25 protein-coding genes are annotated in these 24017 nt (G+C 72.3%); 5 read left to right on the top strand and 20 right to left on the bottom strand.

The features are described from left to right. Positions 1-12: 12 nt before the first annotated feature. Positions 13-954 carry an asparaginase gene (locus tag OG344_RS13190; RefSeq protein WP_405088470.1) on the bottom strand — a complete coding sequence of 314 codons (942 nt, stop codon included), beginning with the start codon at positions 952-954 and terminating at the stop codon, positions 13-15. 45 nt (positions 955-999) lie between these two features. Here OG344_RS13190 and dtd point away from each other — a divergent pair, with 45 nt between their 5' ends. Beyond that, complete coding sequence (gene dtd / locus OG344_RS13185; RefSeq protein WP_150931022.1) at positions 1000-1425, top strand: D-aminoacyl-tRNA deacylase; 426 nt, start codon at positions 1000-1002, stop codon at positions 1423-1425. Positions 1426-1428: 3 nt separating this feature from the next. Here the strand turns inward: dtd and OG344_RS13180 are convergent, their stop codons facing one another. The 9 genes from OG344_RS13180 to OG344_RS13140 form a co-directional block, all read right to left on the bottom strand. Then, entirely contained in the window at positions 1429-2505 is a 1077-nt protein-coding gene (locus OG344_RS13180; RefSeq protein ID WP_327043581.1) for a folate-binding protein, read from the bottom strand. Between the two features lie 85 nt (positions 2506-2590). Next, positions 2591-4165 (bottom strand): SpoIIE family protein phosphatase, encoded by a 1575-nt coding sequence (locus OG344_RS13175; protein ID WP_405088469.1) that lies wholly within the window; start codon positions 4163-4165, stop codon positions 2591-2593. Continuing rightward, positions 4158-5843, bottom strand: a complete 1686-nt coding sequence (locus OG344_RS13170) for an ATP-binding protein (RefSeq protein WP_405088468.1) — start codon at positions 5841-5843, stop codon at positions 4158-4160. The genes OG344_RS13175 and OG344_RS13170 overlap by 8 nt, the downstream gene beginning before the upstream one ends. After that, positions 5840-6835 carry an ATP-binding protein gene (locus OG344_RS13165; protein ID WP_405088467.1) on the bottom strand — a complete coding sequence of 332 codons (996 nt, stop codon included), beginning with the start codon at positions 6833-6835 and terminating at the stop codon, positions 5840-5842. Before OG344_RS13165 ends, OG344_RS13170 begins: the two co-directional genes overlap by 4 nt. 44 nt (positions 6836-6879) lie before the next feature. Further along, complete coding sequence (locus OG344_RS13160; protein WP_405089085.1) at positions 6880-7263, bottom strand: anti-sigma regulatory factor; 384 nt, start codon at positions 7261-7263, stop codon at positions 6880-6882. Between the two features lie 14 nt (positions 7264-7277). Continuing rightward, positions 7278-7643 (bottom strand): STAS domain-containing protein, encoded by a 366-nt coding sequence (locus OG344_RS13155; protein ID WP_327043576.1) that lies wholly within the window; start codon positions 7641-7643, stop codon positions 7278-7280. Continuing rightward, positions 7643-8476: an STAS domain-containing protein gene (locus tag OG344_RS13150; protein ID WP_405088466.1), complete on the bottom strand. Its 834-nt coding sequence runs from the start codon at positions 8474-8476 to the stop codon at positions 7643-7645. The genes OG344_RS13155 and OG344_RS13150 overlap by 1 nt, the downstream gene beginning before the upstream one ends. A gap of 99 nt (positions 8477-8575) precedes the next feature. Continuing rightward, positions 8576-8986 (bottom strand): Fur family transcriptional regulator, encoded by a 411-nt coding sequence (locus OG344_RS13145; RefSeq protein ID WP_111697701.1) that lies wholly within the window; start codon positions 8984-8986, stop codon positions 8576-8578. A gap of 376 nt (positions 8987-9362) precedes the next feature. Next, the gene (locus OG344_RS13140) at positions 9363-9860 is read right to left on the bottom strand and encodes an FABP family protein (protein ID WP_405088465.1); all 498 of its coding nucleotides are present in this window, start codon (positions 9858-9860) and stop codon (positions 9363-9365) included. A 144-nt stretch (positions 9861-10004) separates the two neighbouring features. Between OG344_RS13140 and OG344_RS13135 the strand changes: the two genes are divergently transcribed. Then, positions 10005-10367, top strand: a complete 363-nt coding sequence (locus OG344_RS13135) for a DsrE family protein (protein WP_405088464.1) — start codon at positions 10005-10007, stop codon at positions 10365-10367. A 69-nt stretch (positions 10368-10436) separates the two neighbouring features. Here the strand turns inward: OG344_RS13135 and OG344_RS13130 are convergent, their stop codons facing one another. The 4 genes from OG344_RS13130 to OG344_RS13115 all read right to left on the bottom strand — a co-directional run bounded on the left by OG344_RS13130 (position 10437) and on the right by OG344_RS13115 (position 17579). Beyond that, positions 10437-11144 (bottom strand): type 1 glutamine amidotransferase, encoded by a 708-nt coding sequence (locus OG344_RS13130; protein WP_405088463.1) that lies wholly within the window; start codon positions 11142-11144, stop codon positions 10437-10439. Further along, positions 11134-12408, bottom strand: a complete 1275-nt coding sequence (locus OG344_RS13125) for a MurT ligase domain-containing protein (RefSeq protein ID WP_327043570.1) — start codon at positions 12406-12408, stop codon at positions 11134-11136. Before OG344_RS13125 ends, OG344_RS13130 begins: the two co-directional genes overlap by 11 nt. A 28-nt stretch (positions 12409-12436) precedes the next feature. After that, the gene (locus OG344_RS13120) at positions 12437-15538 is read right to left on the bottom strand and encodes an ATP-binding protein (RefSeq protein WP_405088462.1); all 3102 of its coding nucleotides are present in this window, start codon (positions 15536-15538) and stop codon (positions 12437-12439) included. Between the two features lie 97 nt (positions 15539-15635). Then, entirely contained in the window at positions 15636-17579 is a 1944-nt protein-coding gene (locus OG344_RS13115) for a hypothetical protein (RefSeq protein WP_405088461.1), read from the bottom strand. A 146-nt stretch (positions 17580-17725) separates the two neighbouring features. Between OG344_RS13115 and OG344_RS13110 the strand changes: the two genes are divergently transcribed. The 3 genes from OG344_RS13110 to OG344_RS13100 are packed head-to-tail and all read left to right on the top strand — an operon-like array spanning position 17726 to position 20042. Continuing rightward, on the top strand, positions 17726-18385 hold the full coding sequence (locus tag OG344_RS13110) for a hypothetical protein (RefSeq protein WP_405088460.1): 660 nt from the start codon (positions 17726-17728) through the stop codon (positions 18383-18385). Beyond that, positions 18385-19062 (top strand): DUF4352 domain-containing protein, encoded by a 678-nt coding sequence (locus OG344_RS13105; RefSeq protein WP_405088459.1) that lies wholly within the window; start codon positions 18385-18387, stop codon positions 19060-19062. Before OG344_RS13110 ends, OG344_RS13105 begins: the two co-directional genes overlap by 1 nt. Next, positions 19059-20042 carry a hypothetical protein gene (locus OG344_RS13100; protein WP_405088458.1) on the top strand — a complete coding sequence of 328 codons (984 nt, stop codon included), beginning with the start codon at positions 19059-19061 and terminating at the stop codon, positions 20040-20042. Before OG344_RS13105 ends, OG344_RS13100 begins: the two co-directional genes overlap by 4 nt. Here OG344_RS13100 and OG344_RS13095 read toward each other — a convergent pair. The 6 genes from OG344_RS13095 to OG344_RS13070 form a co-directional block, all read right to left on the bottom strand. Continuing rightward, positions 19996-21342, bottom strand: a complete 1347-nt coding sequence (locus OG344_RS13095) for a hypothetical protein (protein ID WP_405088457.1) — start codon at positions 21340-21342, stop codon at positions 19996-19998. The two genes, OG344_RS13100 and OG344_RS13095, sit on opposite strands and share 47 nt — an antisense overlap. 30 nt (positions 21343-21372) lie before the next feature. After that, entirely contained in the window at positions 21373-21534 is a 162-nt protein-coding gene (locus OG344_RS13090) for a type II toxin-antitoxin system VapC family toxin (RefSeq protein ID WP_405088456.1), read from the bottom strand. After that, positions 21524-21820 carry a hypothetical protein gene (locus OG344_RS13085; RefSeq protein WP_405088455.1) on the bottom strand — a complete coding sequence of 99 codons (297 nt, stop codon included), beginning with the start codon at positions 21818-21820 and terminating at the stop codon, positions 21524-21526. The genes OG344_RS13090 and OG344_RS13085 overlap by 11 nt, the downstream gene beginning before the upstream one ends. 121 nt (positions 21821-21941) lie before the next feature. Next, the gene (locus OG344_RS13080; protein WP_327043562.1) at positions 21942-22244 is read right to left on the bottom strand and encodes a DUF1416 domain-containing protein; all 303 of its coding nucleotides are present in this window, start codon (positions 22242-22244) and stop codon (positions 21942-21944) included. Further along, positions 22244-23083, bottom strand: a complete 840-nt coding sequence (locus tag OG344_RS13075) for a sulfurtransferase (protein ID WP_327043561.1) — start codon at positions 23081-23083, stop codon at positions 22244-22246. The genes OG344_RS13080 and OG344_RS13075 overlap by 1 nt, the downstream gene beginning before the upstream one ends. Before the next feature lie 459 nt (positions 23084-23542). Next, the gene (locus OG344_RS13070) at positions 23543-23935 is read right to left on the bottom strand and encodes a thioredoxin family protein (protein WP_405089084.1); all 393 of its coding nucleotides are present in this window, start codon (positions 23933-23935) and stop codon (positions 23543-23545) included. Positions 23936-24017 lie beyond the last annotated feature (82 nt).

Here is a 24017-nt window from a genome sequence, read left to right as displayed (position 1 = left end):
GGCGTGCGCGGCTCAGACGGCGTGGACGCGGACCTCTCCGACCGGGACGCCGCCGCCGAACAGCGGCGTGGTCGCGAGCCCGGCGAGCTCGGGGGCGTCGATCCCGGCCGCGCGCAGGGCGGCGACGGTGACGGGCACGCGGGCACGGCCGCCACCGTCCACGATCTTCACCGCGCCGGCCCGGCCCTCGGCGTCGGCGAAGGCGTCGAACGCCTCCGCGCCCGACTTCACCAGCAGCCCGGGAACGGCCCGCATCAGCACGGCCTCGGCCCGGGTCGTGCCGCTCGTCCACTCGGGGTGCGCGCGCATCGCGTCGGCGACGCGCCGCTCGGGGCTGCCGTCCGGGGCCAGCGTGAGGCGGCGGAAGGCGCGGGTCACCGCCGCCATCGAGACGAAGAACAGCGGCGCGCCGCAGCCGTCCACGCCCGTCGCCGCGACCCGTTCGCCGGTGAGCTCCTCCACCGTGGCGCGGATCGCGCGCTGCAACGGGTGCCCGGGATGCAGGTAGCCGTCCACCGGCCAGCCGTTGACCACGCAGGTGGCGAGCATCGCCGCGTGCTTGCCCGAGCAGTTCATGAAGACCCGGCGGGCCTCGCCGTACTGCCGCAGGACCTGGCGGCTCGCCTCCTCGTCCAGCGGCAGGTCCTCGGGGCAGCGCAGGTGGGACTCGTCGAGCCCCGCGCCCGCGAGGATCTTCCGGGCACCGTCGACGTGGAAGGACTCCCCGCTGTGGCTGGCGGCGGCCAGCGCGAGCAGTTCCCCCTCCAGCGGCAGGCCGGCCCGGACCATCGCGAGCGCCTGCAGCGGCTTCAGCGCGGAGCGCGGCGAGGCGAGGCTCGCCGTGTCCCCGCGCACGAGGGCTTCGGAACCGTCCGCCCCGATCACGTGCACGCGGGCGCGGTGCACCGACTCGACGAATCCCGAACGGACGACCTCTACCACCATCTCCGACATGGGGCGCAGTCTACGAAGCGCCTGGGCATGGCAGAATCCGGGGGCATGCGTGCGGTCGTACAGCGGGTCAGTTCCGCGTCGGTTGTGGTGGAGGGCCGTGTCGTCGGAGCGATCGACGAGCCCGGCCTGCTCGTGCTCGTGGGCGTCACCCACACCGACGGCCGGACCGAGGCGGCGCGGCTCGCCGCCAAACTGTGGGGGCTGCGGATCCTGCACGGCGAGAAGTCGTGTTCCGACGTCGGCGCCCCGCTGCTGGTCATCAGCCAGTTCACCCTGTACGGCGACGCCCGCAGGGGCCGCAGGCCCACCTGGCAGTCGGCCGCTCCCGGCCCGGTGGCCGAGCCGCTGGTGGAGGCGGTCGTGGCCGAACTGCGGACGCTCGGCGCGCGGGTCGAGACCGGCCTCTTCGGCGCCGACATGAAGGTGACCCTCACCAATGACGGCCCGATCACGCTCGTCCTGGACGTCTGACCGTCAGCGGACGCGGCGGCGCAGGGAGGGGTCGATGTGCACGTTGCGGCCCGCGTCCGGCGGAACGACGACCTCCTGGCTCGCCGCCACCCCACCGGCCAGCAGGTCGATGTCCACCGGCACCGTCCGCTTGACGACCGCGAGGGCGATCGGGCCCAGCTCGTAGTGGCGGGCCGAGGAACCCACGAACCCCAGCTGGCCGGGCTCGGCGGCGCCCTCCACGGCCGCCTCGGGCTCCGCCTCGGCCGGGGTGCCCACGCCGAGCGTCACCGGGGCGCCGTGGGGCGGCAGGTCGTCGACGCTGCCGTCGAGGTGCAGGAAGACCAGTCGGCGGGGCGGGTGGCCGAGGTTGTGCACCCGGGCGACCGTCTCCTGCCCCCGGTAGCACCCCTTGTTCAGGTGGACCGCCACGCCGATCCAGCCGAGCTCGTGGGGAATCGTCTTGTGGTCGGTCTCGAACCCGAGCCGGGGCACGTGGGCCGCGATGCGCAGCGCCTCGTAGGCCCACAGCCCTGCAGGCCGCAGGCCCAGCTCCTCCGGGAGACCGGCCAGCCGGTCGCGCGGCACGAGCAGGTCGCCGCCCATCACGACGGTCCCCTCGGGGAGCGCCCTGCCCTCCGTCCGGGTCTCCTCCAGACCCGCGGGGGCGGGCGGGGCGACGGAGACCACCGCGTAGTCCGAGGTGAGGTCGGCGACCTCGACCCGCAGCATGAACCGCATCTTCTCCAGAAAGGCGACCAGCTCCGCCGCCGTGCCCGGCTCCACGTGCGCCCACACGGCCTCGCCGTCGTCCACCAGGGTCAGGTGGTGCTCGACGCGGCCCTGGCCGTCCAGCAGCAGCGCCTGGGCGGGCGTGCCCGGCCGGAGCGTGTCCAGCTTCTGGGAGCTGAGGTCGTTGAGCCAGCCGAGCCGGTCGGGCCCGGCGACGCGCACGACCTCGCGGTCGCTCCGGTCGACCAGCGCCCGCCCCGCCGCGAGCGCGCGCTGCTCGGCGTAGGGGTCGCCGTAGTGGGCCGCCACCGTCTCGTCCGGCGCCTGCGCGGCCACCGCGCCGGGTGTGTCAAGCAAAGGGCTCCGCATGCCCCCAAGGCTATTCGGTCCCCGGCGCCCGTCGCGGCCCCGGCTCGCCCCCTGTGGACAACCAGTCAGCGCGGCGGACAACCAGTCAGCGCGGCACGCGGCGGAAGGCGACGAGCGCCACGTCGTCCTCGCGGGCCCCGAACGTGGCGATGAGCCGGTCGCAGAAGCTCTCCAGGTCCTCGCCCACGTGTTCGGCCTGCTGGCGGGCGATCTCCAGGCTCTCGTCGAGCAGTTTGTCGCGGTCCTCGATCAGCCCGTCGGTGAACAGCACCATCGTGGCGCCCTCGGCCAGGTGGAGCCGGTCCACCCGGTACCGCTCCTCGGCCACGCCCAGCAGCAGGTTCCCGAACCGGTGATAGGCCGTCTCCCGGCCCGCCATCAGCGGCGGGATGTGCCCGGCGTTCACGAGTTCGATCTCACCCGTCTCCGGGTCGAGCAGGAGCAGGCAGACGGTCGCCGTCATCCGGGGGTGATAACGCCGCAGGACCGCGTTGAGCAGGCTCATCGACCGGGCCGGGTCGACCGCCTCGATCACCGACGCCCGCAGCGCGTACCGGAGCTCCGCCATCACGGTGGCGGCGTACAGCGAGTGGCCCTGCACATCGCCGAGCGCGATCAGCACCCGGTCGCCCAGCCGCAGGACCTCGTAGAAGTCCCCGCCCACCTCCACGTTGTCCACCGCGGGCTGGTAACGCACGGCGATCCGCAGGCCCGGCACGGACGGGATCCTCTCGGGCAGCAGGCTGCGCTGCAGCGTCAGCGCGATCGTGTGCTCCTCGGCGTACGCGCGGGCCGCGTCGACGGCCAGGGCGACCGCCTGGCCGAACTGCCGCAGCAGGCTCACCTCGTCGCCGTCGAGCGCCGGGTCCGACTCCACGCCCAGGAAGACCGGCGGCCGGCCCGACTTCGTACGGCACAGCACGCCCGACACGCCACCGGCCACCTCGCTGTCGGGGACGAAGGCGGCCCACCTCGAGCTGTCCAGGTCGAACGTCCACACCCCGGTGGAGTCCCCGACCGCGATGGCGGTGAGCTTGTCGAGGGTGTCGGGCCGCACCGGCCGGGCCGCACCGGCCTCGCCGGGCTGGGCGGAGAACCTGCGCAGCTTCCCGTCCGGCGAGACGGCCAGCACCCGCGCGGGCCGCTCCACCAGCCGGGAGCAGCCCTCGGCGGCCACCGACAGCAGCCGCTCGAAGTCGCCCGCCTCGTTCAGGAGCAGGGTGATCTCGGCGAGCGTGCTCAGCCGGGCCGCCATCCGCTCGGCCCGCTGCCGTGCCCGGTAGTAGCGCAGCATCGCCCGGACCGTCGCCGCGAACTCGTCGGGCTGGATCGGCTCGGAGAGATAGGCGTCGGCCCCGCGCTCCAGCCCCTCGGCGCGGTCGGCCGGGGTGATCGCGTTGCCGGACACCTGGATCACCGGGATCGAGGTGGTCTCGGGGTTGGCCTTGATCTTCTCGCAGACCTCCATGCCCCCGAGGTCGGGCATCCGCACATCGAGGACGACCAGGTCCGGCCTGAGCGTGGCGACGAGGGCCAGCGCCTCCTCGCCGCCGCCAGCCTCCACCACACGGTGCCCCGCCCGCCGCAGCCAGCTGGACAGGATGTAGCGCTTGGTCGGGATGTCGTCGACGACGAGCACGGTCGCCGCGGCGTCAATCATCGGCCCCACCTCCGCGCCGCGCGGCGACCGCCTCCCTGACCGTCTCCAGCAGCCGGTCCCGGCGCAGCCCGTGCTTGCTCAGCGACAGGTGCGCGCTCTCCTGCTCGTCCAGCGCTCCCGACACCGTGATCACAGGCACCTCCCGGAAGGTCTCGTCCCCGGCCATCCGCTGCCGCAGGGCGGCGCCGTCGAGGCGAGGCATGAAGAGGTCGACCAGGGCGACGTCCGGGACGTGCTCACGCATCCGTTCGAGGGCCTCATACCCGTCGGCGGCCTCGTCCACGACGGCGGCGAAGCCGAACAACAGGCGCCGGGCCAGCGCGCGGAACCCCGCGTCGTCGTCGGCGACCAGCACGTGGCCGATCTCGGGGCTCGCCATCCGGTGCGGCACCCGCAGCTCCACCGTCGTCCCCTCCCCCTCCGTGCTCGACAGCTCCAGTGTGCCGCCGAGCGCCTCGGCGAGCCTGCGGGCGTACGGCAGGCCGAGGCCGGTCCCCTTCGCCTTGAGCTGGAGCGGGCCTGGCACCTGGAAGAACTCCTCGAAGACCCGCTCCAGGAATTCCTCGGGGATGCCGACGCCGGTGTCGGTGATGGTGAAGACGACCTCGGCCATCGCCGGGTCGACCTCGGCGGTCAGCCGCACCTCACCCTCCCGGGTGAACTTCAGCGCGTTGCTGAGCAGGTTGCGCAGGATCCGGGTGAGCATGACCTCGTCGACGAGCATCTCGCCGACCTCGCGGGACACCTCGATGACCAGGCCGACCCCCTCCGCCCGTACGGCGGTGTGCAGTGTCCCGCGCAGCGCCTCGGCCAGTGCGACCACGTCCACCAGCGACGGCTCCGGGTCGAGCCGGCCCGACTCGGCCTTGGCCAGGTCGAGCAGCTCCCCCACCAGGCCGAGCAGGGTCTCCGCGCTGCCGCCGATGAGGTTCACCTGGTGTTCCTGCTCCTCGGTCAGCGGCTCACCCCCCGTTCCGACCATCAGCCGGACCAGACCGATGATCGAGGTCAGCGGCAGCCGCAGCTCGTGGCTCACGTTGGCCCAGAACCGCTGCCTGGCCTCGGCGGCGCTGCGCAGCTGGGACGACTTCTCGTCCAGCTCGGCGTAGAGCGCCACGACCCCCCGGTTGGTCTCCTCCAGCTCCGCCGACAGCTGGTTGTACAGCGCCATCACGCCCTGGTTGGTCTCCTCGAGCTCGCCGTTGAGCCGCAGGACCTCCTCCAGCGTGCGGGCCAGCTCCTTGTTCTGCTCGCGCAGCTCGTCCAGCGCGGTGGCGGGCGCCAGCGGAGCCAGCTCGGCCCGTACCTCGGCGGCCGACGGGCTCCGCCGGTGCCCGGGCACCCGCTTCACCAGCGTGACGCGCCCCTCCTCGGCGGCCAGGGTGATCTCGTCGACGAGTCGGCCGGCGAGCGTCAGGCCCTCGCTGCGCCGCAGGCCGTGCCCGTCGCCGTAATCGACGGTGACGACCACCCGGTCCTCGGCCAGGTTGAAGGTCACGTGCCCCTGGGCGCCCGAGGCCAGCACCTCGCGGCCGATCTCGCTGAGCGCGGTCGCCATGCGGATCTGATCCTGCGACTCCATGCCCACGAGCTCGGCGATCCGCCTGCCGAGCCGCCGGACCGCGAAGACGTCCTGGTCTCCGCCGATGTCCGCGCGCGTGAGCACCTCGCCCGTCACGACCGTTGCCTCAGCGTCACGACGCAGGCGTCGTCCCTTCGGCTGCCGGCGTCGCGCAGCAGGGTGGCGCCGATCACGGCCGGGGTGCGGGCGAACAGGCCGGGGAAGGACGCGGGGTCCCAGCGGTCGGTGAGGCCGTCGGAGTGCAGCACCACCGTGGCGTGCGACGGCAGCGCGTACTCGTACTGCTGCGGGCGCCTGCCCTTGTGCCCGGCGATGCCCGGCAGGGAGATCATGCCCTGGCGGCCCTCGGCGTGCGCGATCCAGCCCGAGATGTTGCCGAGCCCGGCGTACGACACGGTCTCCCGCTCGACCCTGACGACGGCCACGGCGCCCCCTCTGGTGTGTCCCAGCCCCCGGTGTACGCGCTCCAGCGTGGCGACGGGCGGGGCGAGGGGATCGTCCAGGAACAGCCGGACCGCCTCGCGGGAGGCGTACGCGGCGGCGGCGCCGTGGCCGAGCCCGTCGCAGAGGACGGCCGTGATCACGTCGCCGGTGTCGGCCACGGCGTAGGAGTCCCCGCAGACCGTCTCCTCGCCGATCGGGCGGCGGATCCCGCTCGTGCGCGGCGGCGGCTCGGGCCGGCCGTCCGCGGTGAAGTGCGTCACCAGGACGGTGCCCCGGCCCGGAATGCTGTGGACGTCCCAGGCCGAGGCCATGCGGGCGATGGCGCCCAGCCCGATGCCGAGGGTTCCCGAAGTGGAGAAGCCGTCCCGCAGGGCGCGGGCGAGGTCGGCGATGCCCGGTCCACGGTCGACGGCCACCAGTTCCACCACGCCCGGCCGCTCGCCGTGCGCGCGCACCAGGACGACGCCGTCCTCGGCGTGCTTGACCAGGTTCGATACCGCCTCGGTGACCGCCACGGCCACCTGGCCCGTGCGGTTCTCGTCGAACCCGGCGGCGGTCGCGAGCGCGACCGCCGACCTTCGGACGGCGCCGATCACGCTGGGGTCGGTGGCGCGGACCCAGACGTCCTCGGGACGGCCGGCCATGCGGCCCTCACCCGGTTCGCCTACCGGTCCGGCCAGCGGGCCGCTCAACGGGCCCACTTGGTCACCGTGATGCGGGTGCCCTCTCCGGGGGCGGAGACCAGGTCGAAATCGTCGACGAGCCGCCGCGACCCGCTCAGGCCGAGCCCGAGACCGCCCCCTGTGGTGAAGCCGTCGGTCATCGCCTGCGCGATGTCGGAGATGCCGGGGCCCTCGTCGGAGAAGACGAGCCGCAGCCCCGGCCGCAGCCCGGTGGAGACCTTCTCGACCTCCACCTGTCCGCCGCCGGCGTGCACCAGGACGTTCCTGGCCAGCTCGCTGGCGGCGGTTACGATCTTGGTTTGGTCGACCAGGGAGAGCCCGATCTCGGCCGCCACGCTCCTGACCTTCTGGCGCACCAGTACGACGTCGCCGTTGGTGGCGATGGGCATCTCCTGCGGCCCGCTCACCCCTCGGCGCTCCTCGCGTGCTCCAGCATCACGACTCCCTTTTCGAGGTTGAGGGCCGTGCGCACGCCGCCGAGGGACAGTCCCAGCTCCACCAGCGTGATCGCCACGGCGGGACGCATCCCGACCACCACGGTCTCGGCGTCGAGCATGCGCGTCATCGCGGCGATGGTCGACAGCATCCGGCCGATGAACGAGTCGACGATCTCCACGGCGGTGATGTCGATGATCACCCCGCGCGCTCCACTGGACACCACCCTCTCGGCCAGGTCCTCCTGGAGGAAGAGCACGCTCTGGTCGTCCAGATCGATCTGGATGGAGACGATCAGGATGTCGCCGAGCTTGAGGATCGGCACGCGCTCCATCAGCCGCGCTCCGCCCTGACCGCGACCCGGGCGGTCGCGGCGCCCTTGAGCTGCACACCGCTGCGGGACAGCGCGTACGCGAGGGCGTCGGCGAGCGACGCCTTCGTCACGATGTCGCCGAACTCGATGCCCAGGGTGACGATGGTGTGCGCGATCTGCGGGCGGATGCCGGAGATCACGCACTCCGCGCCCATCAGCCGGGCCGCGACGACGGTCTTGAGCAGGTGCTGCGCGACCTCCGTGTCCACCGCGGGCACGCCGGTGATGTCGATCACCGCGTGCTCCGAGCCGGTGTCCACCAGCGTCTGCAGCAGCTTCTCCATCACCACCTGCGTGCGGGCGGAGTCGAGCGTGCCGACCAGCGGCACCGCGACGATCCCCTCCCACAGCTTCACGACGGGCGTCGAGAGTTCGAGAAGCTGCTCGGCCTGGTCGATGATGATCTTCTCGCGGGCGGCGGAGTAGGTCTCGAAGGTGAACAGTCCGAGATCGTCGATCAGTCGTGACAGCCAGGCGAAGCCGCGCAGCGCGTCGCCCTGCCCGTCGGCCTCGACCTGTTCGTACACCGCTTCCTTCAGGGAGAACACGACCCGGGCGGTGTCGGAGGGGGTGTAGCCCTGCCGCGCGCGGGCGCGGGACAGCTCGCCGAGCAGGCCGCGTACGTCGGCGAGGTCGCCGTCGCCGGTGAGGGCCGTGCGGAGCGCCTGGTGCAGGTCCCGGAGCTCGTCGACCGGCGCGCCGGACACCTGGCTCCACCGCCGAAGCAGCGGCCCCTCCTCGGATGTGAATATCTCAACGATGCGCCGCCGGGCGGCGTCCGCGGGAACGGTCACGTGCACTCCTGACGAGGGCCAAGATGTCTCACCGCAACGCTACCGTCATGAGTACGTAGTACCACCCACAACTGGGACATTACCGGCGTACCGGAAGCGTCAGCGGCACTTCCGGCAGGTGCCGAAGACGGTCAGATGGCGCACGTCGGTCGCGAAGCCCAGCTCCGCGTCGAGGGCCGAGACGAGGCCGTCCACCAGCGGGGGGGCCACCTCGGTGACCTCGCCGCAGCCGCGGCAGACGAGGTGGACGTGATCGGCCTCCGACGCGAGGTGATAGGTCGGAGCGCCGTGGCCGAGGTGGGTGTGGGTGACGAGCCCGAGCTCCTCCAGCAGTTCGAGGGTCCGGTAGACCGTCGAGATGTTGACTCCTCGGGCCGTCCGCTGCACCCGGGCGCAGATGTCCTCCGGGGTCGCGTGCCCCAGTTCGGTGACCGCTTCCAGCACGAGCTGGCGCTGGGGGGTGATCCGGTAGCCGCGGGCCCGCAGCTCTTCGTGCCAAGTCTCGGCCATGACCAGAAGTTTAGGTCGTGGCGCGGAAACCGGGCTCCGCCACGCCATCGGGACCGGCCGATAATCCGCTTGCCGCTTCGCGGAACGCTCGCATAACTTGAAGGCACGCAGAAGGGAGGTGGTCCAAACAATGGTTGATCATTATTGGGCTAGCGAGGTGGCTGTCCGCTAGGACTCGTCCATCTGGACCTTCCGTCTGGATGTCGTACGACGTCCCGGCGAATCCTCGACAGTCATCGGAACCCCGGGCAGCCGGCGGCCGCGGACGAACGTCCCGGTCATGGTCCAGCCGGCCCGCCTCCCCAGGAGGCGGAGCGCGCCCGGGGTTTTTCTTTTCCCGCCGGCGCGACCTCCGCTCCCGTCGGCTCCGCTCCCGTCAGGCCTGCTCGTCGGAGTCGCCGGTCCTCCTGAGCTCGGCCGAGGCGTGCGACTGCAGCGGGTGCCCCACCGCCGCCATGTCGTAAGCGTACATGAGGTTACCGTTCACCAGGCCGTAGAGCCGGTGGCCCGCGTTGTACTCCTTGGCCGTCGTGGTGCGCGCGACCACGTCCGTACGCAGCTCGATCTTGTGGAAGACGACCTCCCCCACGTAGATCTCGACGATGCCGGTGGGATGCGCGAGGCACACCTCGATCTGGCGGCCGGGCTGGATGCGCCAGAAGCCGGATTCGGTGGACAGCGGCCTGACCTTGTCGCCCTCGGCGTCCAGCAGCCAGCTCCGGCTCCGGTAGCTCAGGAACGGCTTCCCGTTGTGCCCGAACACGACCTCCTGGCCGAAATTGGCGCTCTCCATGGTGGGATAGCCGATCACGCCGGCCCCCTCCCAGCGGCCCAGGAGGAAGGCGATCGGCTCAAGGTCGGGGTGTACGTCCATGGAGACGAGCTTAGAGGCGGCGCGGAGAGCCCCGAAATCATCTGGTGCGTGACGGGAACCGAGAGCCGGGAGCACGGGGCGGGAGCCGGGAGCACGGAGCGAGAGCCGGGAGCACGGGGCGGCCCGGCGGACTAGGCTTCCGTTATGGCACGATCTTTGGTGATCAAGGTGACGGCCGGGGCGGACGCCCCGGAGCGCTGCAACCAGGCCTTCACGGTCGCGGCGGCGGCGCTGGCGAGCGGTGTCCCGGTCTCGCTCTGGCTGACCGGCGAGTCCTCCTGGTTCGCCCTGCCGGGGCGGGTCAAGGAGTTCGCCCTGGCCGAGGCCGCGCCACTGGAGGACCTGCTGGCGGCCGTCCTCGCCGCGGGCAGGGTCACGCTCTGCACGCAGTGCGCCGCCCGCAGGGGCATCACGGTGGACGACGTCATCGACAGGGTCCGCATCGCGGGAGCCTCCACGTTCGTCGAGGAGATCCTGGGCGAGGGCGTGCAGGCGCTCGTCTACTGATCCCGCTCCCAGGCCGCCCTTCGAGAGCGACCGCCGCCCCCGGTCCCGCGAGGGGCGCGAGGGGGCGGGTCAGGCGGGCAGCACCGCGCGCAGGCGCTCGTCGCGCAGCGCCTGATACCAGCCGTCGTCGATCGCGGGCAGCGGGCCGGTCACCCAGCTCAGCAGCAGGTCGGCCAGCGCGGGGTTGCGGGCGAGCGCCGGGCCGTGCAGGTAGGTGCCGATGATCCGGCCCGCGTAGCAGCCCTCCGTGCCGTCGCCGTTGCCGGTGCCGACGACCGTCCGGGACAGCGGGCGCACCCCCGGACCCAGCCGGGTCACGCCCATGTGGTTCTCGAACCCGGTCAGCGTGGGCAGCCCGAGCGCGGAGTCGACCTCGGCGGCCAGTTCGCCGACCGCGCGCCGCTCGCCCCGCCCCGAGCTGATGTCGAGCAGGCCGACGCCGGGCACCGGCTGGCCCTCCTCGCCGCCGAACACCGTGCCCATGATCTGGTAGCCGGCGCAGACCGCCAGCAGGGCCGCACCCCGCTGGATCGCGGCGTGCAGGCCGCCGTCGCGGCGCAGCCGCTCGGCGCCGAGGATCTGCGGCCGGTCCTCGCCGCCGCCGATCAGGTAGACGTCGCCCTGCTGCGGCACGGGGTCGGAGGAGCGCACGTGGATGGTCCGGGTGGGGATCCCCCTGGCCCGGGCCCGCTGCTCCAGCACCAGGACGTTCCCCTGGTCCCCGTACGTGCTGAGCAGGTCGGGATAGATCCAGACGATGGACAATTCAGACGGCACGGCCGAACTCCGCTCGGATCTGCTGAAACGCGGTGTAGTTGGCGATCACGTCGATCTTGCCGGGGGCGAGGACGGCCACCGCCTGCTCGAACGAATCGCAGAGCTGGAAGGGCACCTCCGCGACGGCGAGCCGCAGCGCGAGATCGAGCCGGCGCTCGCCGGTGACCAGCACCGGCCGGCCCCGCAGGATGCGGTAGTCGACGTCCCACAGCCAGGAGGTGTCGCGGCCGTCCGGCCCCTGCGCGTTCACCGACAGGATGATCGGCAGCGCCGGGTCGGCGACGTCGAACGCCTCCAGCCAGCCGGCCGGGTTCTTGGCCAGCAGCAGCCGCAGCGACCTGCCCTCCCGCTCGACGGTGGTGTAACGGCCCGCGACCGAGGTGACCATGCGCAGCCGGGGCAGCGCCCGGCCCGGGTCGAGGCCCAGTGTCTCGGCGACCGCCAGCGCGACGGCGGCGTTCGCCCGGTTCGCCTGGCCGGGAAGCTGGAGGTCCAGCCGCCGGCGCTGCCCGCGGGGATCGATCACGTCCTCGCCGTCGAGCACCCAGTTGGGCTCGGGACGGTGGAAGGTGCACTCGCGGCAGGCCCAACTGGTGTCGGCGAGCTGGGCGGCGGTCAGGTTCTGCCCGCCGTTGCCGAACCCAGCCCGGTCGAGCGGGCCGCCGCACTCGGGGCAGCACCAGGAGTCCTCCCGCCAGCGCTGCCCGGCCGCCACCCACGTCACCCGGGCGGCGGTGGAGGCGCCCCAGGTGACCAGCGGGTCGTCGCAGTTGGCGATCACGTGGGCGGGCCGCCCCGCGAGCGCGCGGCGCCACTTCTGGGCCAGCAGCCAGATCTCGGCCGCCCGGTCCATCTGGTCGCGGCTCAGGTTCATCAGGGCGACGATCCCGGCCTCGGTGGTGTCCAACACCTCGGGGAGATACTTCTCGTCCACCTCCAGCACGCCGTACGGCGCGCCCTTGCTGGAGGCGAGCGCCGACACGTGCCCGGCGGGCATGTTGGCGCCGAACGCGTTCGTCGCCACGTCGCCGAGCTCCTGCAGCGCCGAGGTGATGAGACGGGTCGTCGTGGTCTTGCCGTTCGTCGCGCTGACCAGGACGAGCTTGCGGTCGGCCGCGAGCTTGCGCAGCAGGTCGGGCTCCAGCATCAGGCCCACCCGGCCGCCGATCACCGAGCCGTCGCCGCGCCCGGTGGCCCTGGACAGCGTCGCGGCCGTACGGCCCAGAGCACTGGCGAGCTGGGCCCGCAACGGAAGCTGACTCATGCCGCGATACTAGTGCCCCTCCTTGAAATCACGATCCGAAGGACAGCTCGGCGGGGGTGTCGCCGTCGAACGGCAGCACGAACCGGCGGGGCCAGGACAGGACGGTCTCCAGCCAGCCCGCGCTCATCGTCTGGGCGACGTACCTGACCCGCTCGCGGGGCTCGACGGCGATGGCGACCGTCGTCACGTCCCGCTGGATGCCCTCGTGCTCGTCGTCGCCGAGGATGACCCGCCAGGCCAGCGCGCGGTTGCGGTCCACCTCCATCGACAGCGGGTGGTGGCGCAGCGCCTTGGCCCGGTGGCCCAGCAGTTCCGTGCGCATGCCGACCGCCACCGCGCCCTCGGCCGGCTCGGCGCCGTTGACGCCCTGGTGGGGGTACGGCCGGCCGGCGGGGTCGGTGCCGAACAGCGGATACTCCATCGCCGGGGCCGGGCTGCGCAGGTTGGGCGCGGGATGCCCGAGAGGGAACAACCGGTCCACCTCGTGCAGCCAGCGGACCTGCGGGATGACCCAGGCCGCGCCCGGCCGCTCGCCGGCGCGCATCGGCGGCTCGCCCTCCGCGCCGTCCGCCTGGCCGGCCGCGAGCAGCCCGGCCGCGACCTCGGCGGCCTTCTCGGTGAGCAGCGCGGGGTCGAACCAGGTGCGCAACGACCAGGCGCGGCGCGACACCGAACGCTCGACCAGCGTGGCCAGCAGGCACTCGCGCCGCTTGACCGGCAGCTCCGCCCAGATGTCGGCGAGCACCCGCGGCACGCCCGGCAGCGACCGGTTCGTCACGAACGCCAGGACCGCCGTGTCGGTCCAGATCCGCAGCCAGGCCCACTCGGGGGCCACCGCGAGCAGGTCGGCCTCGCGCAACTCCACCAGCGTGCAGGCCTTGCCCGTACGGCACTCGCGCCCGCAGGCAGCCGAGCGGCGCCCGCAGATCGGCGGGACCGGGCCGAGCGTCTCGCGCTCGCGGTCCTCTCCAAGCGGCACCCGCACGCGCAGCGGGCGGTCCATGCCGTCGGCGAACACCGCGGCGAAGCCCGGCTGGAGCGACACGACCTGACGCGACTGGTCCTCGCTCAGGTTCATCGCCGCGCCGACGAGCGCGCGGTCGTCCTCGGCCGGGAGCCGGTGCACGACCTTGAGCGCGGTGTTCTTCACCACGTCGGAGACGAGCTTGGTGGGGATCTGCTCGGCCACGACGATGCCCTCGCCGTACGCCCTGATCTCGGCGAGCATCCCGGCCAGCAGTTCGACGGCGTGGGTGGAGGCCCGCTGGGCGCCCCGGTCGCGCAGCAGCCGGTGCGCCTCCTCGATCACGATGACGTGCCGCAGGCCGCCGACGCCGTCCTCGGCCCGCGGTTCGGAGCGCGGTTCGGACCGGGCCCGCATCCGCAGGTGCTCGACGATCCGGATGATCAGCGTGCCCATGAGGAACGCCTTGTCCTCGTCGTTGGCGACGTCCTCGATCGCGAGCACCACGTTGCGCTGGAGCAGGCCGCCGATGTCGGCCGGGTGGCCGCCCTCGAAGAACCGGCCCGCGCTGCCGACGCGCAGGCTGCGCAGGCGCAGGCTGATGAAGCCCTCGACGTCGGCCTGGACCTCGTTGCCGTAGCCGATCTCCTGGATGACCTCCAGCGCGTGCTGCTGAAGCTGCTCCAGCGTCGGCACGGCCGGCTGCACGGCGGCCCCCGGGATGCCGCCGCCGGTCACCACGTCCCATCCGTTGGCCTCGTAGACGCGCTGCAACGCCAGCGACATGATCTGCGGGAACGGCTCCTCGGCGTCGAAGGCCGCCTGGAACAGCGCCCTGACCATGTCGATGTGCGCCTGCACGGGATAGCCGGGCTCGGGCGCGAGCGGGTTGACGCTGATCGGCACGTTGTCCGGCGCCGAGGGGTTGATGACCGTCAGCGGGGCCAGGTGCTCGACCCGGCCGGCCATCGCGGCGTACTCCGACTTGGCCGGTTCGATGGCCAGCCAGGGGATGCCCGCGTTCGTGAGCTGCTCCAGCAGGTGCCGTACGGTCTGGGACTTGCCGGAGCCGGTGGCGCCGGTGACGAAGGCGTGGCGGTTCAGCGTCGCGAGCGGCACCCGGAACGCGCCGACGGCGCGGTCCTGGCCGTCGACGATCGCGCCGAGGTCGATCGACTCCGCCGAGCCGTCCACGTCGGCCTCGCTCGTCACGTCGAAGAACCCCGCGTCGAGCACCCGGACTCCCGGCACCTCCCGGCGCGGCAGCCCGGCGAGGGCGGCGAGGGCCCCGGCCGTCGCCGCGAACGGCGCCGCCGCGCCGTCGGCCGAGTCCTGCAGGTCGACGGCGAGCGCCTCGGCGAAGCCGTACACCGACTCGCTCGCGCCGTCCCCCGACAGGGCGGGCAGCGTCATGGCGCTGCGCAGCCGGTAGGGGTGGTGGCTCATCTCCACCGAGCCGACCAGCACCGGCGCGATCTGGCGCAGTTCGTCCGGGCCCGCCGCGCCGGCCAGCACCCGGACGTTCCACAGACCGGCCTCGCGGAACGCGTCCAGCTCCTGCATCCGGCGCTCGGCCCGCTCGGCGTCGAACCGCGACCGCTCGGAGGCGTCGCCGTACTGCCGCAGCACGTTGAGCTGGGTGCGCAGGTGGGCCACCTCGGTGTCGAGCAGGTCGGTCGGCTCGGCGACGACCACCCAGGCGAACGGCCGGGACATGAGCGTGACCAGCGTCGACTCGAAGAGCGTGGGCCGCTTGGGCTCGTCCGGCTCCGGCTCGCGCCTGCCGTAGAGCGGCGGGGCCTGGCGGCCGGGGCACGGCGTCCAGACCAGGTCGGCGAGGTCGGCCAGCCACTCGTCGCCGATCTCCACGCCCCGCGCGCCGCCGGGGAACAGCAGCGGCTGCGGGCCGGTGACCGGCGGCTCCGGGGCCGCGGCCGCCCGGCGCGGCGGCTTGGGCGGCGTGAGCGGTCCCGCGTTGGTGATCAGCTCCAGCGGGGCACCCGACCCACGCGACAGCCAGCCGATGACGAACGGCCGGTTGCGCTGCGCGGCGGACAGGACCGCGGGGAGCACCGTGACGAAGTCCCACTCCGCGGACGAAGTGCGCGAGGGAGCGGTGATCGCCTGGATCCGGTACCACGGCCCGCTCAGAGGGAACGGATGCAATGAGACCCCTCAGTCGACGACGAACAGGAAAGAGACTCCTTCAACGATCACGCCCGCACACCGTGGTTGACGATGCCCTTACCGGCCGCGGACCGTGTCATGGCCGCTTGCGCCAGTCGAGGCGGGGCGGCGGGGGGCCGAGGTTCGGAGGGACCTCGGGCAGCGTGGGCTCGGCGGGCTCCGGCTCGGGCTCGGGCTCCCGCGGCGTCAGGGCGGCCCGGCGGATCTCCTCGAACTCGCCCAGCGTCGTCTTCGGGAAGGTGAGTATCGCCGGGTTCGCGTCCGCCAGGCGCACCTGGCGTCCCTCCGCCGTCGAGTAGGTGACGATCACGGACGTCGTGGGCAGCTGCTGGAGCTGGTGCGGCTCGACCAGGAACTCCCGCGACCGCTGGAGGACCCCGTCGGCCACCGTGGGCGCGCGCCGGCCCCACTCGGTCGACTCCGTGATGTCCTCGCGGATGTCGTCGCGCGGGTCGCCCTCCCGCAGGTCCTCCCCCTCCGTACGGCCCTCGCCGACGGTGGAGGTGTAGAACCCGCTCGGGACGTGGGCCGCCGAGCTGAACGTCTCGGTGAGCTGGGCGAGTTCGAGACGGTGCTCGGTGCCGACGTGCTCGCTGGCCACCCGGGCGTCCTCCGCGTTGCCCAGCCGCATGAACGCGACGGCCGCGTGTCCCCGGCCGAGCCGTTCCCGTACGGCCGGGGTGAGGCTGCGGTAGGTCAGCACGAGCCCGGTGCGCGAGGTCTCGCAGGCGTCCATGAGCCGGTCGAGCACGTCGCCGCGGAGCTTGTCCGCGCCCGCGACGATGATCGTGTGATACCAGGGCCGCTCGCTGGCCGGCGACTGGCGCAGGATGTGCGTGAGCGCGGTCGCGACGTACGTGCCGAGCACCCGGTTGCCGAACACGCCCGCCTGCCGGTCCATGCTGACCACCCGCAGCCGCGCGGGCGGCAGCCGTACGGCCTCCGAGCCCAGTGTCTCCAGCTTGCGCAACTGGGACTCCAGCGCCCAGGCCCGCTCGATGACCACCCGGTCGGCCACGCCCCGGCCGAACAGCGTGCCGATGCGTTCGAGCTGGGAGGCGGTCAGCAGGCCGCACTTCATGTCGTCGCGCGGGTCGCCCACCTGCGCGAGCGCCCGCAGCGCGGCGGTGACCTGGCTGATCGTGGCGTTCTCGCCGAGGACCTCCAGCACGCGCTCCAGGATCGCGTTGTCGAAGCCGATGTCCCTGCTGGTCTCCTCGCTGACGCTCACCACGTGGGCGAGCACGTCGGCGAACGCCTCGGGCTTGAGCGTCGCCCCCAGGTCGAGCCGGGGCAGGTCCACCGGGAGCACCCAGACCAGCGGGTCGTCCCCGCCCCGGCGGGCGAGCTCGATGAGGTCCTTGGCGATCGCTCCCTCGGACAGGTCGAGCACGGTGAGGTGGCCGCCGCTGTAAAGGCGGGTCGCGCCGATCAGCGTGACCAGCGCCGACCAGCCGGTCAGCGTGCCGCCGGCCACGTCGACCCGGTCGATGTCGTCGGGCACCGCCACGGCGTACCAGGTGATCTGCCTGTCGAAGCGGTTCTTCTTCTCGGCCCAGTCACGGTATTTCGCGGCGTGCTCCTCCTGGGCGGTGACAATCTCCCGCTGCCGCCGCTCCTGCTCCCGCAGCGCCTTGCGGCGGCGCTCGTCGAGCCGCTCGTTGACCGTACGGTCGCCCTGCCGGATGGCGTAGGTGCAGATGGCGGCCACGCCGCCCGCGGCGACCAGCCCGAGCAGCACGAACGACCAGGTGAGCAGGCCGCTCACGCCGAGGACGAGGATCCCGGCGGCCAGCACGGCCATGAACGTGCGGAAGAACCGGACCGGACGGTTCAGCAGGTCCTTCTGCAGCCGCTCCCGGTGAACCCAGTCCGTTTTGTCGGCGGGAGGCTCGGCGACGTCCTCGCGCGCCGGCCGCTTCGGCGGCGGCCCCGGATCGGGGTACAGCAGAGCGTACTGCCAGCCCAGGTAGATCCGGTCCGCCTGCAACTGGGCATGCTCGGGGTGCGGGTCGCCCACGGGCCCTCCATGTCCGCCTAAGGTCACAGCGTAGGATCTGGAAGCCCTGTCAGGGCGGGCTTCTCGCCATTCGGACCTATTTCCCGCCAGTGCCTGGAACCTATGGGGCCCATGGGGCGATTGTGATCGTACTACCATCGCTTGCCATGACGTCATCCCCCAGTGGCGGCCGCCGACGACGCCCGGTGCTGGTCCCGGTCGCCTCCGCGCTGGCCGTCGTGGGCATCGGCGTCACCGCCGCCTTCGGCGGTCTGCGCGACGCTCCGGACAAGCCGCCGCCCACGGCCTCGCCCGGCGACACGATCGACCAGGGGCGGTTCCGCACCCAGTTCATCAAGGCGATCGACACCACCGAGGCGGGCGGTTTCGGCGGCGTCAAGCGCTATCTGGAGCTCGTCGTCAAGGTCACCAACATGGGCGACGAGACCGCCTCGGTCGGCATGGTGCCGCAGCCCGGCAAGGGCTTCAGCCAGACCGGCACCTTCGCCGGCTCCCTGCTGCGGACCCGCCCCGAGATGAAGAGCGAGTACGGTCCGCGGGCCTCGGTGCTGAGCTACGGGATCGAGAGCCAGCAGCTCCATCCGGGGATCACCACCACGGTCGTGGTGAAGTACGAACTCCAGCCCACCGCGACCGCGCCCGGGGAGATCAGCCTCGACCTCGGCACGTTCGAGAACGAGTCACGCGGACTGCTCAACCAGGGTCGTGACTGGTTACTCAAGGGCGAGTACAAGGACGACGACGGCCCGTTCGAGCCCGAGGTCGCCTCGCGGATCACCCTTCCGGTGCGGAAGGAGGCCAGTTGATGGCACTGGTCCAGGCAGAGAGCCGTACGTCCCGCCGGGCCGCCGCCGGGCGGCCCCGCAGGCGCGGGCTGGGCCGGCGTCTCGCCGCCGGGGTGGCGGGCATCGTGCTCGCGGCGGCGGCCGTCTACGCGCAGCAGAACTTCGCGATGTCCTTCGAGCAGCGCACGTCCTTCCTGACCTACAAGGGCCGGATCGGTGAAACGGTGGCGACCAAGCGCTTCTCCGTGAAGGTCGTGTCGGTCACCGCCGCCCGCGCCGTGGACACGGCGGACTACTCCGGCAAGGTGACCAAGGTGGGGACGAGCCATCTGTTCCTGCTGATCGACGTCACCGCGACCAGCGCCCGTGAGCCCATGAAGCTGAGCAAGTACAGTCCGCCCCTCCTCCTCACCCGGGACGGCCGGCGTTACCTGCCCACCGACAAGGTCGACGAGAGCCTGACCCTGTTCAACCGGTACATCCAGCCGGGATTCTGGACGAGCGGACTGCTCGTCTTCGAGGTGCCCAAGGACGCGGTGCCGGGCGCGAGCCTCGTCTTCATCCCGCCCGTCAGCCCACTGGTCGTCGACAACTTCGCGCCCGAGGCGCAGGTCGACCTGGATCTGTCCGGCGCCGCCGCCGACCGGCTGATCGCGCAGGCGGAGGACTATCACACACTGGCGGGCCCGAGCCGATGACCGAGACGCCCATGGACGGAAATCCGCCGAGGAACGACCAGGACGCCCGCGACTGGTTCGCGCCGCCTCCCGAGCAGCCCACCGACATCGCCTCCGACATCACCTACAGCGGCGCGTTGCCGCCGCGGCCCATGCCGACGGCGCCGCCGTCCATCCCGATCCCCGGGAAGCTGGCCCCGCCGACGGACATACGCGTGTGGCCGCCGCCGGAGCCCGAGGGCGAGGACAGGTCGACGCAGCCGTTCCCCGCGCTGCGGACGAACCGGCAGCCGCCGCCCCGGGCCCTCGCCCCCACGGCCCCTCCCCCCACGGCGCCTCCCCTCGCCGCCCCGGCGTACGGCGTGCCGGCGGAACCGCCCGGCGTGGACCTCGCCGTGGCCGCCGCGCCCGCTTCACCCGCGCCCGCTTCGCCCGCGCGGCGGCGGACGGGCCTGCTGATCGGCGGCGCGGTGCTGTCCGTCGCGCTCGCCGTCGCGGCCCCCTCGGTCTTCGGCTACCAGGTCTTCAGGTACGGCCGCCCCGACTACACCGTCCACGTCGTGCCACCCGGCCAGGCCGGGACCGTGCAGCATGTGTCATGGCAGGCCACCGTCGAGAAGATCAAGGACCCCAGCGGCAAGCCGGACCGGTCCGACCGGCAGTGGATGAAGATCGTGGCCACCAGGACCGCGCTCGACGCCGAGGGCGCCATCCGCCACGGAGCGCCGGCGGATGTCAAGCTCACCGACCGGGCCGGGCGCACCTGGCAGGTGGAGACGCTGAACAACGAGACGCCGCCCGACGTCAAGGACAACAAGGTCGGCACGCCGTACCGGATGGAGATGCTGGGGGTGGTGCCGCCCTCGGTGGCCGACCAGGTCGAGGTCACCATCCGCCCGAGCACCTACCGTGACGTGCCCGGGCAGTCGGCGGCGGACTTCGTCAAGGACGCCTTCAGTTCGACGGAGAAGGACGACCAGGTTCTGCGCTTCCGGCGGTGACCGGCTCCCGGCGGCCCGTCCGGCCGCCCGCCCGTCCGTCGGTCCTGGCCCGGGTCGCGGCCAGGTCGAACGTGGCGGCGATCAGGCACATGGTCACCAGGGTCACGACCAGATCCGTCACGTAGTCGATCGGCACATCGGTCGCGAACCAGAGGTACGGCTCCTCACTCGCGGCGAGATAGCGGCCCGCCCTGCCGAGGAAGTCACCGCCGATGTGCAGGCCGACGTAGCACAGCGCGAAGAGGCCGAACAGCGGCGCGCCCCCGCGGGCCGTCAGGCGCAGGGAGTTCAGCAGCGGGATCCAGCGGCCCGTCCACCCGGCGCTCAGCTTGGCCAGCGCCCGCCTCGTCCAGTTGTGCGTGCGCTCCAGGTGGACCGCCGCCTGCTCCAGGCGGGTCCCCCTGATCGTCGTCTGCGTGTCCTCCGCGTACGCGCCGTAGACGAGGATGCCGACCGTCAGCCACGCGAGCGGGACGGCCAGGGCGTCGATCACGTACGGCCAGACCTCGCCCAGCCACTCCGAGACCTGCTGCCACCCGGGGACGCCGCCCTCCGCTCCGGCCATGAGGTCGTGCCAGCCGGCGACGGCGGACCGGCCGCCGATCCAGTCGGAGCGCGCCCCCACGGCCGCCGCGACCGCGTTGATGCCGAAGAAGGCGAACGCCAGCTCGCCGAAGGTGGCGAGCACGCCGGAGAACCGGCCGTTCCCCGCCTCGTGGCGGCGGCCGAAGTACCACTTCACCCCGTAGGCGACCACCATCGTCGCGAGGGAGACCCTCGGGTCCAGGTTGATCAGCCCGACGGCCACCCCGCTGTCGTCGCCGCTGCCCGCGTCGAGCACGTAGCGGTCCGGCTGCCGCATCATGTCGATGTTCATGAAGTCGCGGGCGTCCTCTTTGACGAACCCCCAGGTCGTGTAGATGCCGGCGAAGACGAGCGCGGTCCGGTTGAGGGCGCCCAGCAGGCTCTCCCTGGCCTCGCCGCCGGCGCGCCGGGCCCGGGTCTCCACCAGCGCCTCGCGGACGACGTACAGCATGCCGACGGTCGTGGCGAGGGACGTCATGACGACGAGCGTGAACAGGAACATCACCAGGACCAGCCGGGCCTGGTACCACGAGCCGTGCGAGACCGTCGCGGCCAGCAGGAGCAGGCCCCACCGGACGAGCCGTCCGAGCGAGAACCAGATGATCAGCGGCAGCGCGCACTTCGCGAGGATCCGCAGGGCGTGCAACGGCAACGCGTACGGCGACAGCATCCAGGCGAACCTGCGGGGGGCGGGCAGTGCGGACGTTCCGGACACCTGCCGCATGTTATCGGCTCCCGCTTCCTTTCAAGGCGTGACGAGCTCGACTGTCGGGAAGTACGTCCGGTAGCGGGCGGCGTCCCGGGTGAGCAGCCTGTACTTGCGGACCGCGGCATGCGCGCCGATGAAGAAGTCCGGCAGCGGCGATCGCTTCCCACCCCCGCGCCGCGAAGGCCCGCTACTCGTCACGCAGCAGCTCCAAGAGCTCGTCGGTCGTCATCGACGTCGTGGCGCTGCCTTGAAGCCGGTGTGCGGCGCGCTGACCCCGGGTGCTGCTGCTCTCCCGGCGCACGATCAGCGCGGAGCGCAGCTCAGGATCCAGCCTCGCGGAAGCCACATCGGCGGGCGCGGAACCGATGGGTCGCTTGCGGCGAAGGGCATCCACGTCGTATCCGGCTTCGGCTTCTTGCGCCAGTGCGGCTATCAGCTCGTCCGTAACCGGCACGCCACTCGAGGTCGGAAGATCCGCGCTCAACCGAGACATGATGCAAACGTAATGGCGGGACGCGCGCTCGCGCAGGGTGACTGCATGGTCGCCAAAGCCGGAAGGCCGGTGCGTTCGCGGGAACGCACCGGCCTTCGGGTGAAGCGGTGGATCAGACAGCGACCGAGAGCTGGGCGACCTCGCCGAGCTTGGCCTCGACGGCGACGTCCTTGGTGACGCCGCCGCCGGCGATGATGCGGACGGTCCACTGGCCGGGAGCGGCGAAGAAGCGGAAGACGCCCTCGTCGGAGACGACGACCTCGCCGGTGAACTCGCCGCTGTGGTCCAGCAGGCGGGCGTACGCCGTGCCGGCGCCGGTGACGACGCCCTGGATCACGGCCTGGTTGGCCAGGTCGATGCCGGCCGGCAGCGCGACGGTCTGCTCAGGAGCAGCGCAACCCTGTGTGGTGGTCATCAGCGGGCCTCTCCCAGCTCGATCGGCACGCCCACGAGCGAGCCGTACTCGGTCCACGAACCGTCGTAGTTCTTGACGTTGGGCTGGTCGAGCAGCTCGTGCAGCACGAACCAGGTGTGCGCGGAGCGCTCGCCGATGCGGCAGTAGGCGATGGTGTCCTTGGCGAGGTCCACGCCGGCGCCGGAGTAGAGCTCGCGGAGCTCGTCGTCGGAGCGGAAGGTGCCGTCGTCGTTGGCCGCCTTCGACCACGGGATGTTGCGGGCGGTCGGCACGTGGCCGCCGCGCTGCGCCGACTCCTGCGGCAGGTGGGCCGGGGCGAGCAGCTTGCCGGTGAACTCGTCGGGCGAGCGCACGTCGACCAGGTTCTGCTTGCCGATCGCGGCGACGACGTCGTCGCGGAAGGCGCGGATGTCGTTGTCGGGCTCCTGGGCGGCGTACTGGGTGGCGGGGCGCTCGACCACGTCCTTGACCAGCTCGCGGGACTCCAGCTCCCACTTCTTGCGCCCGCCGTCGAGCAGCTTGACGTTCGCGTGGCCGTAGACCTTGAAGTACCAGTAGGCGTAGGAGGCGAACCAGTTGTTGTTGCCACCGTAGAGGATCACGGTGTCGTCGTTGGCGATGCCGCGGGACGAGAGCAGCGCCTCGAAGCCGGCCTTGTCGACGAAGTCGCGGCGGACCGGGTCCTGCAGGTCGGTCCTCCAGTCGATCCTCACGGCACCGCGGATGTGACCCTTGTCGTAGGCGCTGGTGTCCTCGTCGACTTCGACGAGCACGACACCCGGTGTGTCGAGGTTGGCCTCGACCCAGTCGGCGTCCACCAGAACGGCGGAGCGGCTCATTGGATTCTCCCAGGTTGTAGACGGCGGATGAGCAGGTACGTTTCGCAGCCCGGGCGAACCCGGACGCTGCGTTGGGGAAGGCGGCCGGCGGTGCCGCTGCCGCACCCAGGGCCTGTACGGTGATCCTCCACGCGAACCCGATCAGTCCCACCAGCCCGGGCCCCGGCCCGGCGACCCGCGCGAGCCCCGCCATCCGTACGCACCCCGGCGGCGCCGAGGTTTCGGCGCGCGAGGGCGGCCGTGCGTACGGCCGCGTCGGATCGGGAGCCACGAGGGTCGATGTGCATCGTGGGAAACTCCTGAAGGATTCTCGGAGCGCGGCGTCACGCCGCAGGAATCACCCTCAGGCCATGCGACAGAGCGAGGTCGCGACGCGGCAGAAGTCCACCGCACGCCGCTTCGTGAGCAGCTCTGTCGTGGGAGTCATGGCCACGACAGTACCTCCCGTCTCGGCATCTGTCACACCTTGTCCGATGGATGAGATGAACCATGAGACGTTCCATCCACGGCGGCGCCGAGAGCGGCGATCACGTCGGCCTTGCGCGGCTGGCCGGACGCCTTTTTCACCACGTTTCCCGCGCCGTCGAGGACGAGCACCGTGGGGGTGCTCCGCACCTCGAACCGCCGGACCAGGTCGAGGCGCGACTCCGCGTCGATCTCGACGTGGCGCACGCCCGGCACCAGGCCGGCCACCTCGCCGAGGATCCGGCGGGTCGCCCGGCAGGGCTGGCAGAACGCGGTGGAGAACTGCACGAGCGTGGCCCGCTCGCCCAGATCGGCGCCGAGATCCGCGGCCCATTGCGCGGCCAGGACCGCGCCGAGGCCGCCTCTCGCCGCCGGGGCGTGTTCCATCGCTCGCACCCTCCCCTCGCGCCGCCAGTGAACCGGCCCGAGAACCGGCCCGAGAACCGGCCCGAGAGCGGGCCAGTGAACC

Origin of the sequence: Microbispora sp. NBC_01389, assembly GCF_045040095.1 — a bacterium.
Classification (GTDB): Bacteria; Actinomycetota; Actinomycetes; order Streptosporangiales; family Streptosporangiaceae; genus Microbispora.
Note: the sequence above shows the minus strand (reverse complement) of the source record. Positions and strands in the feature narration are given on the sequence as shown.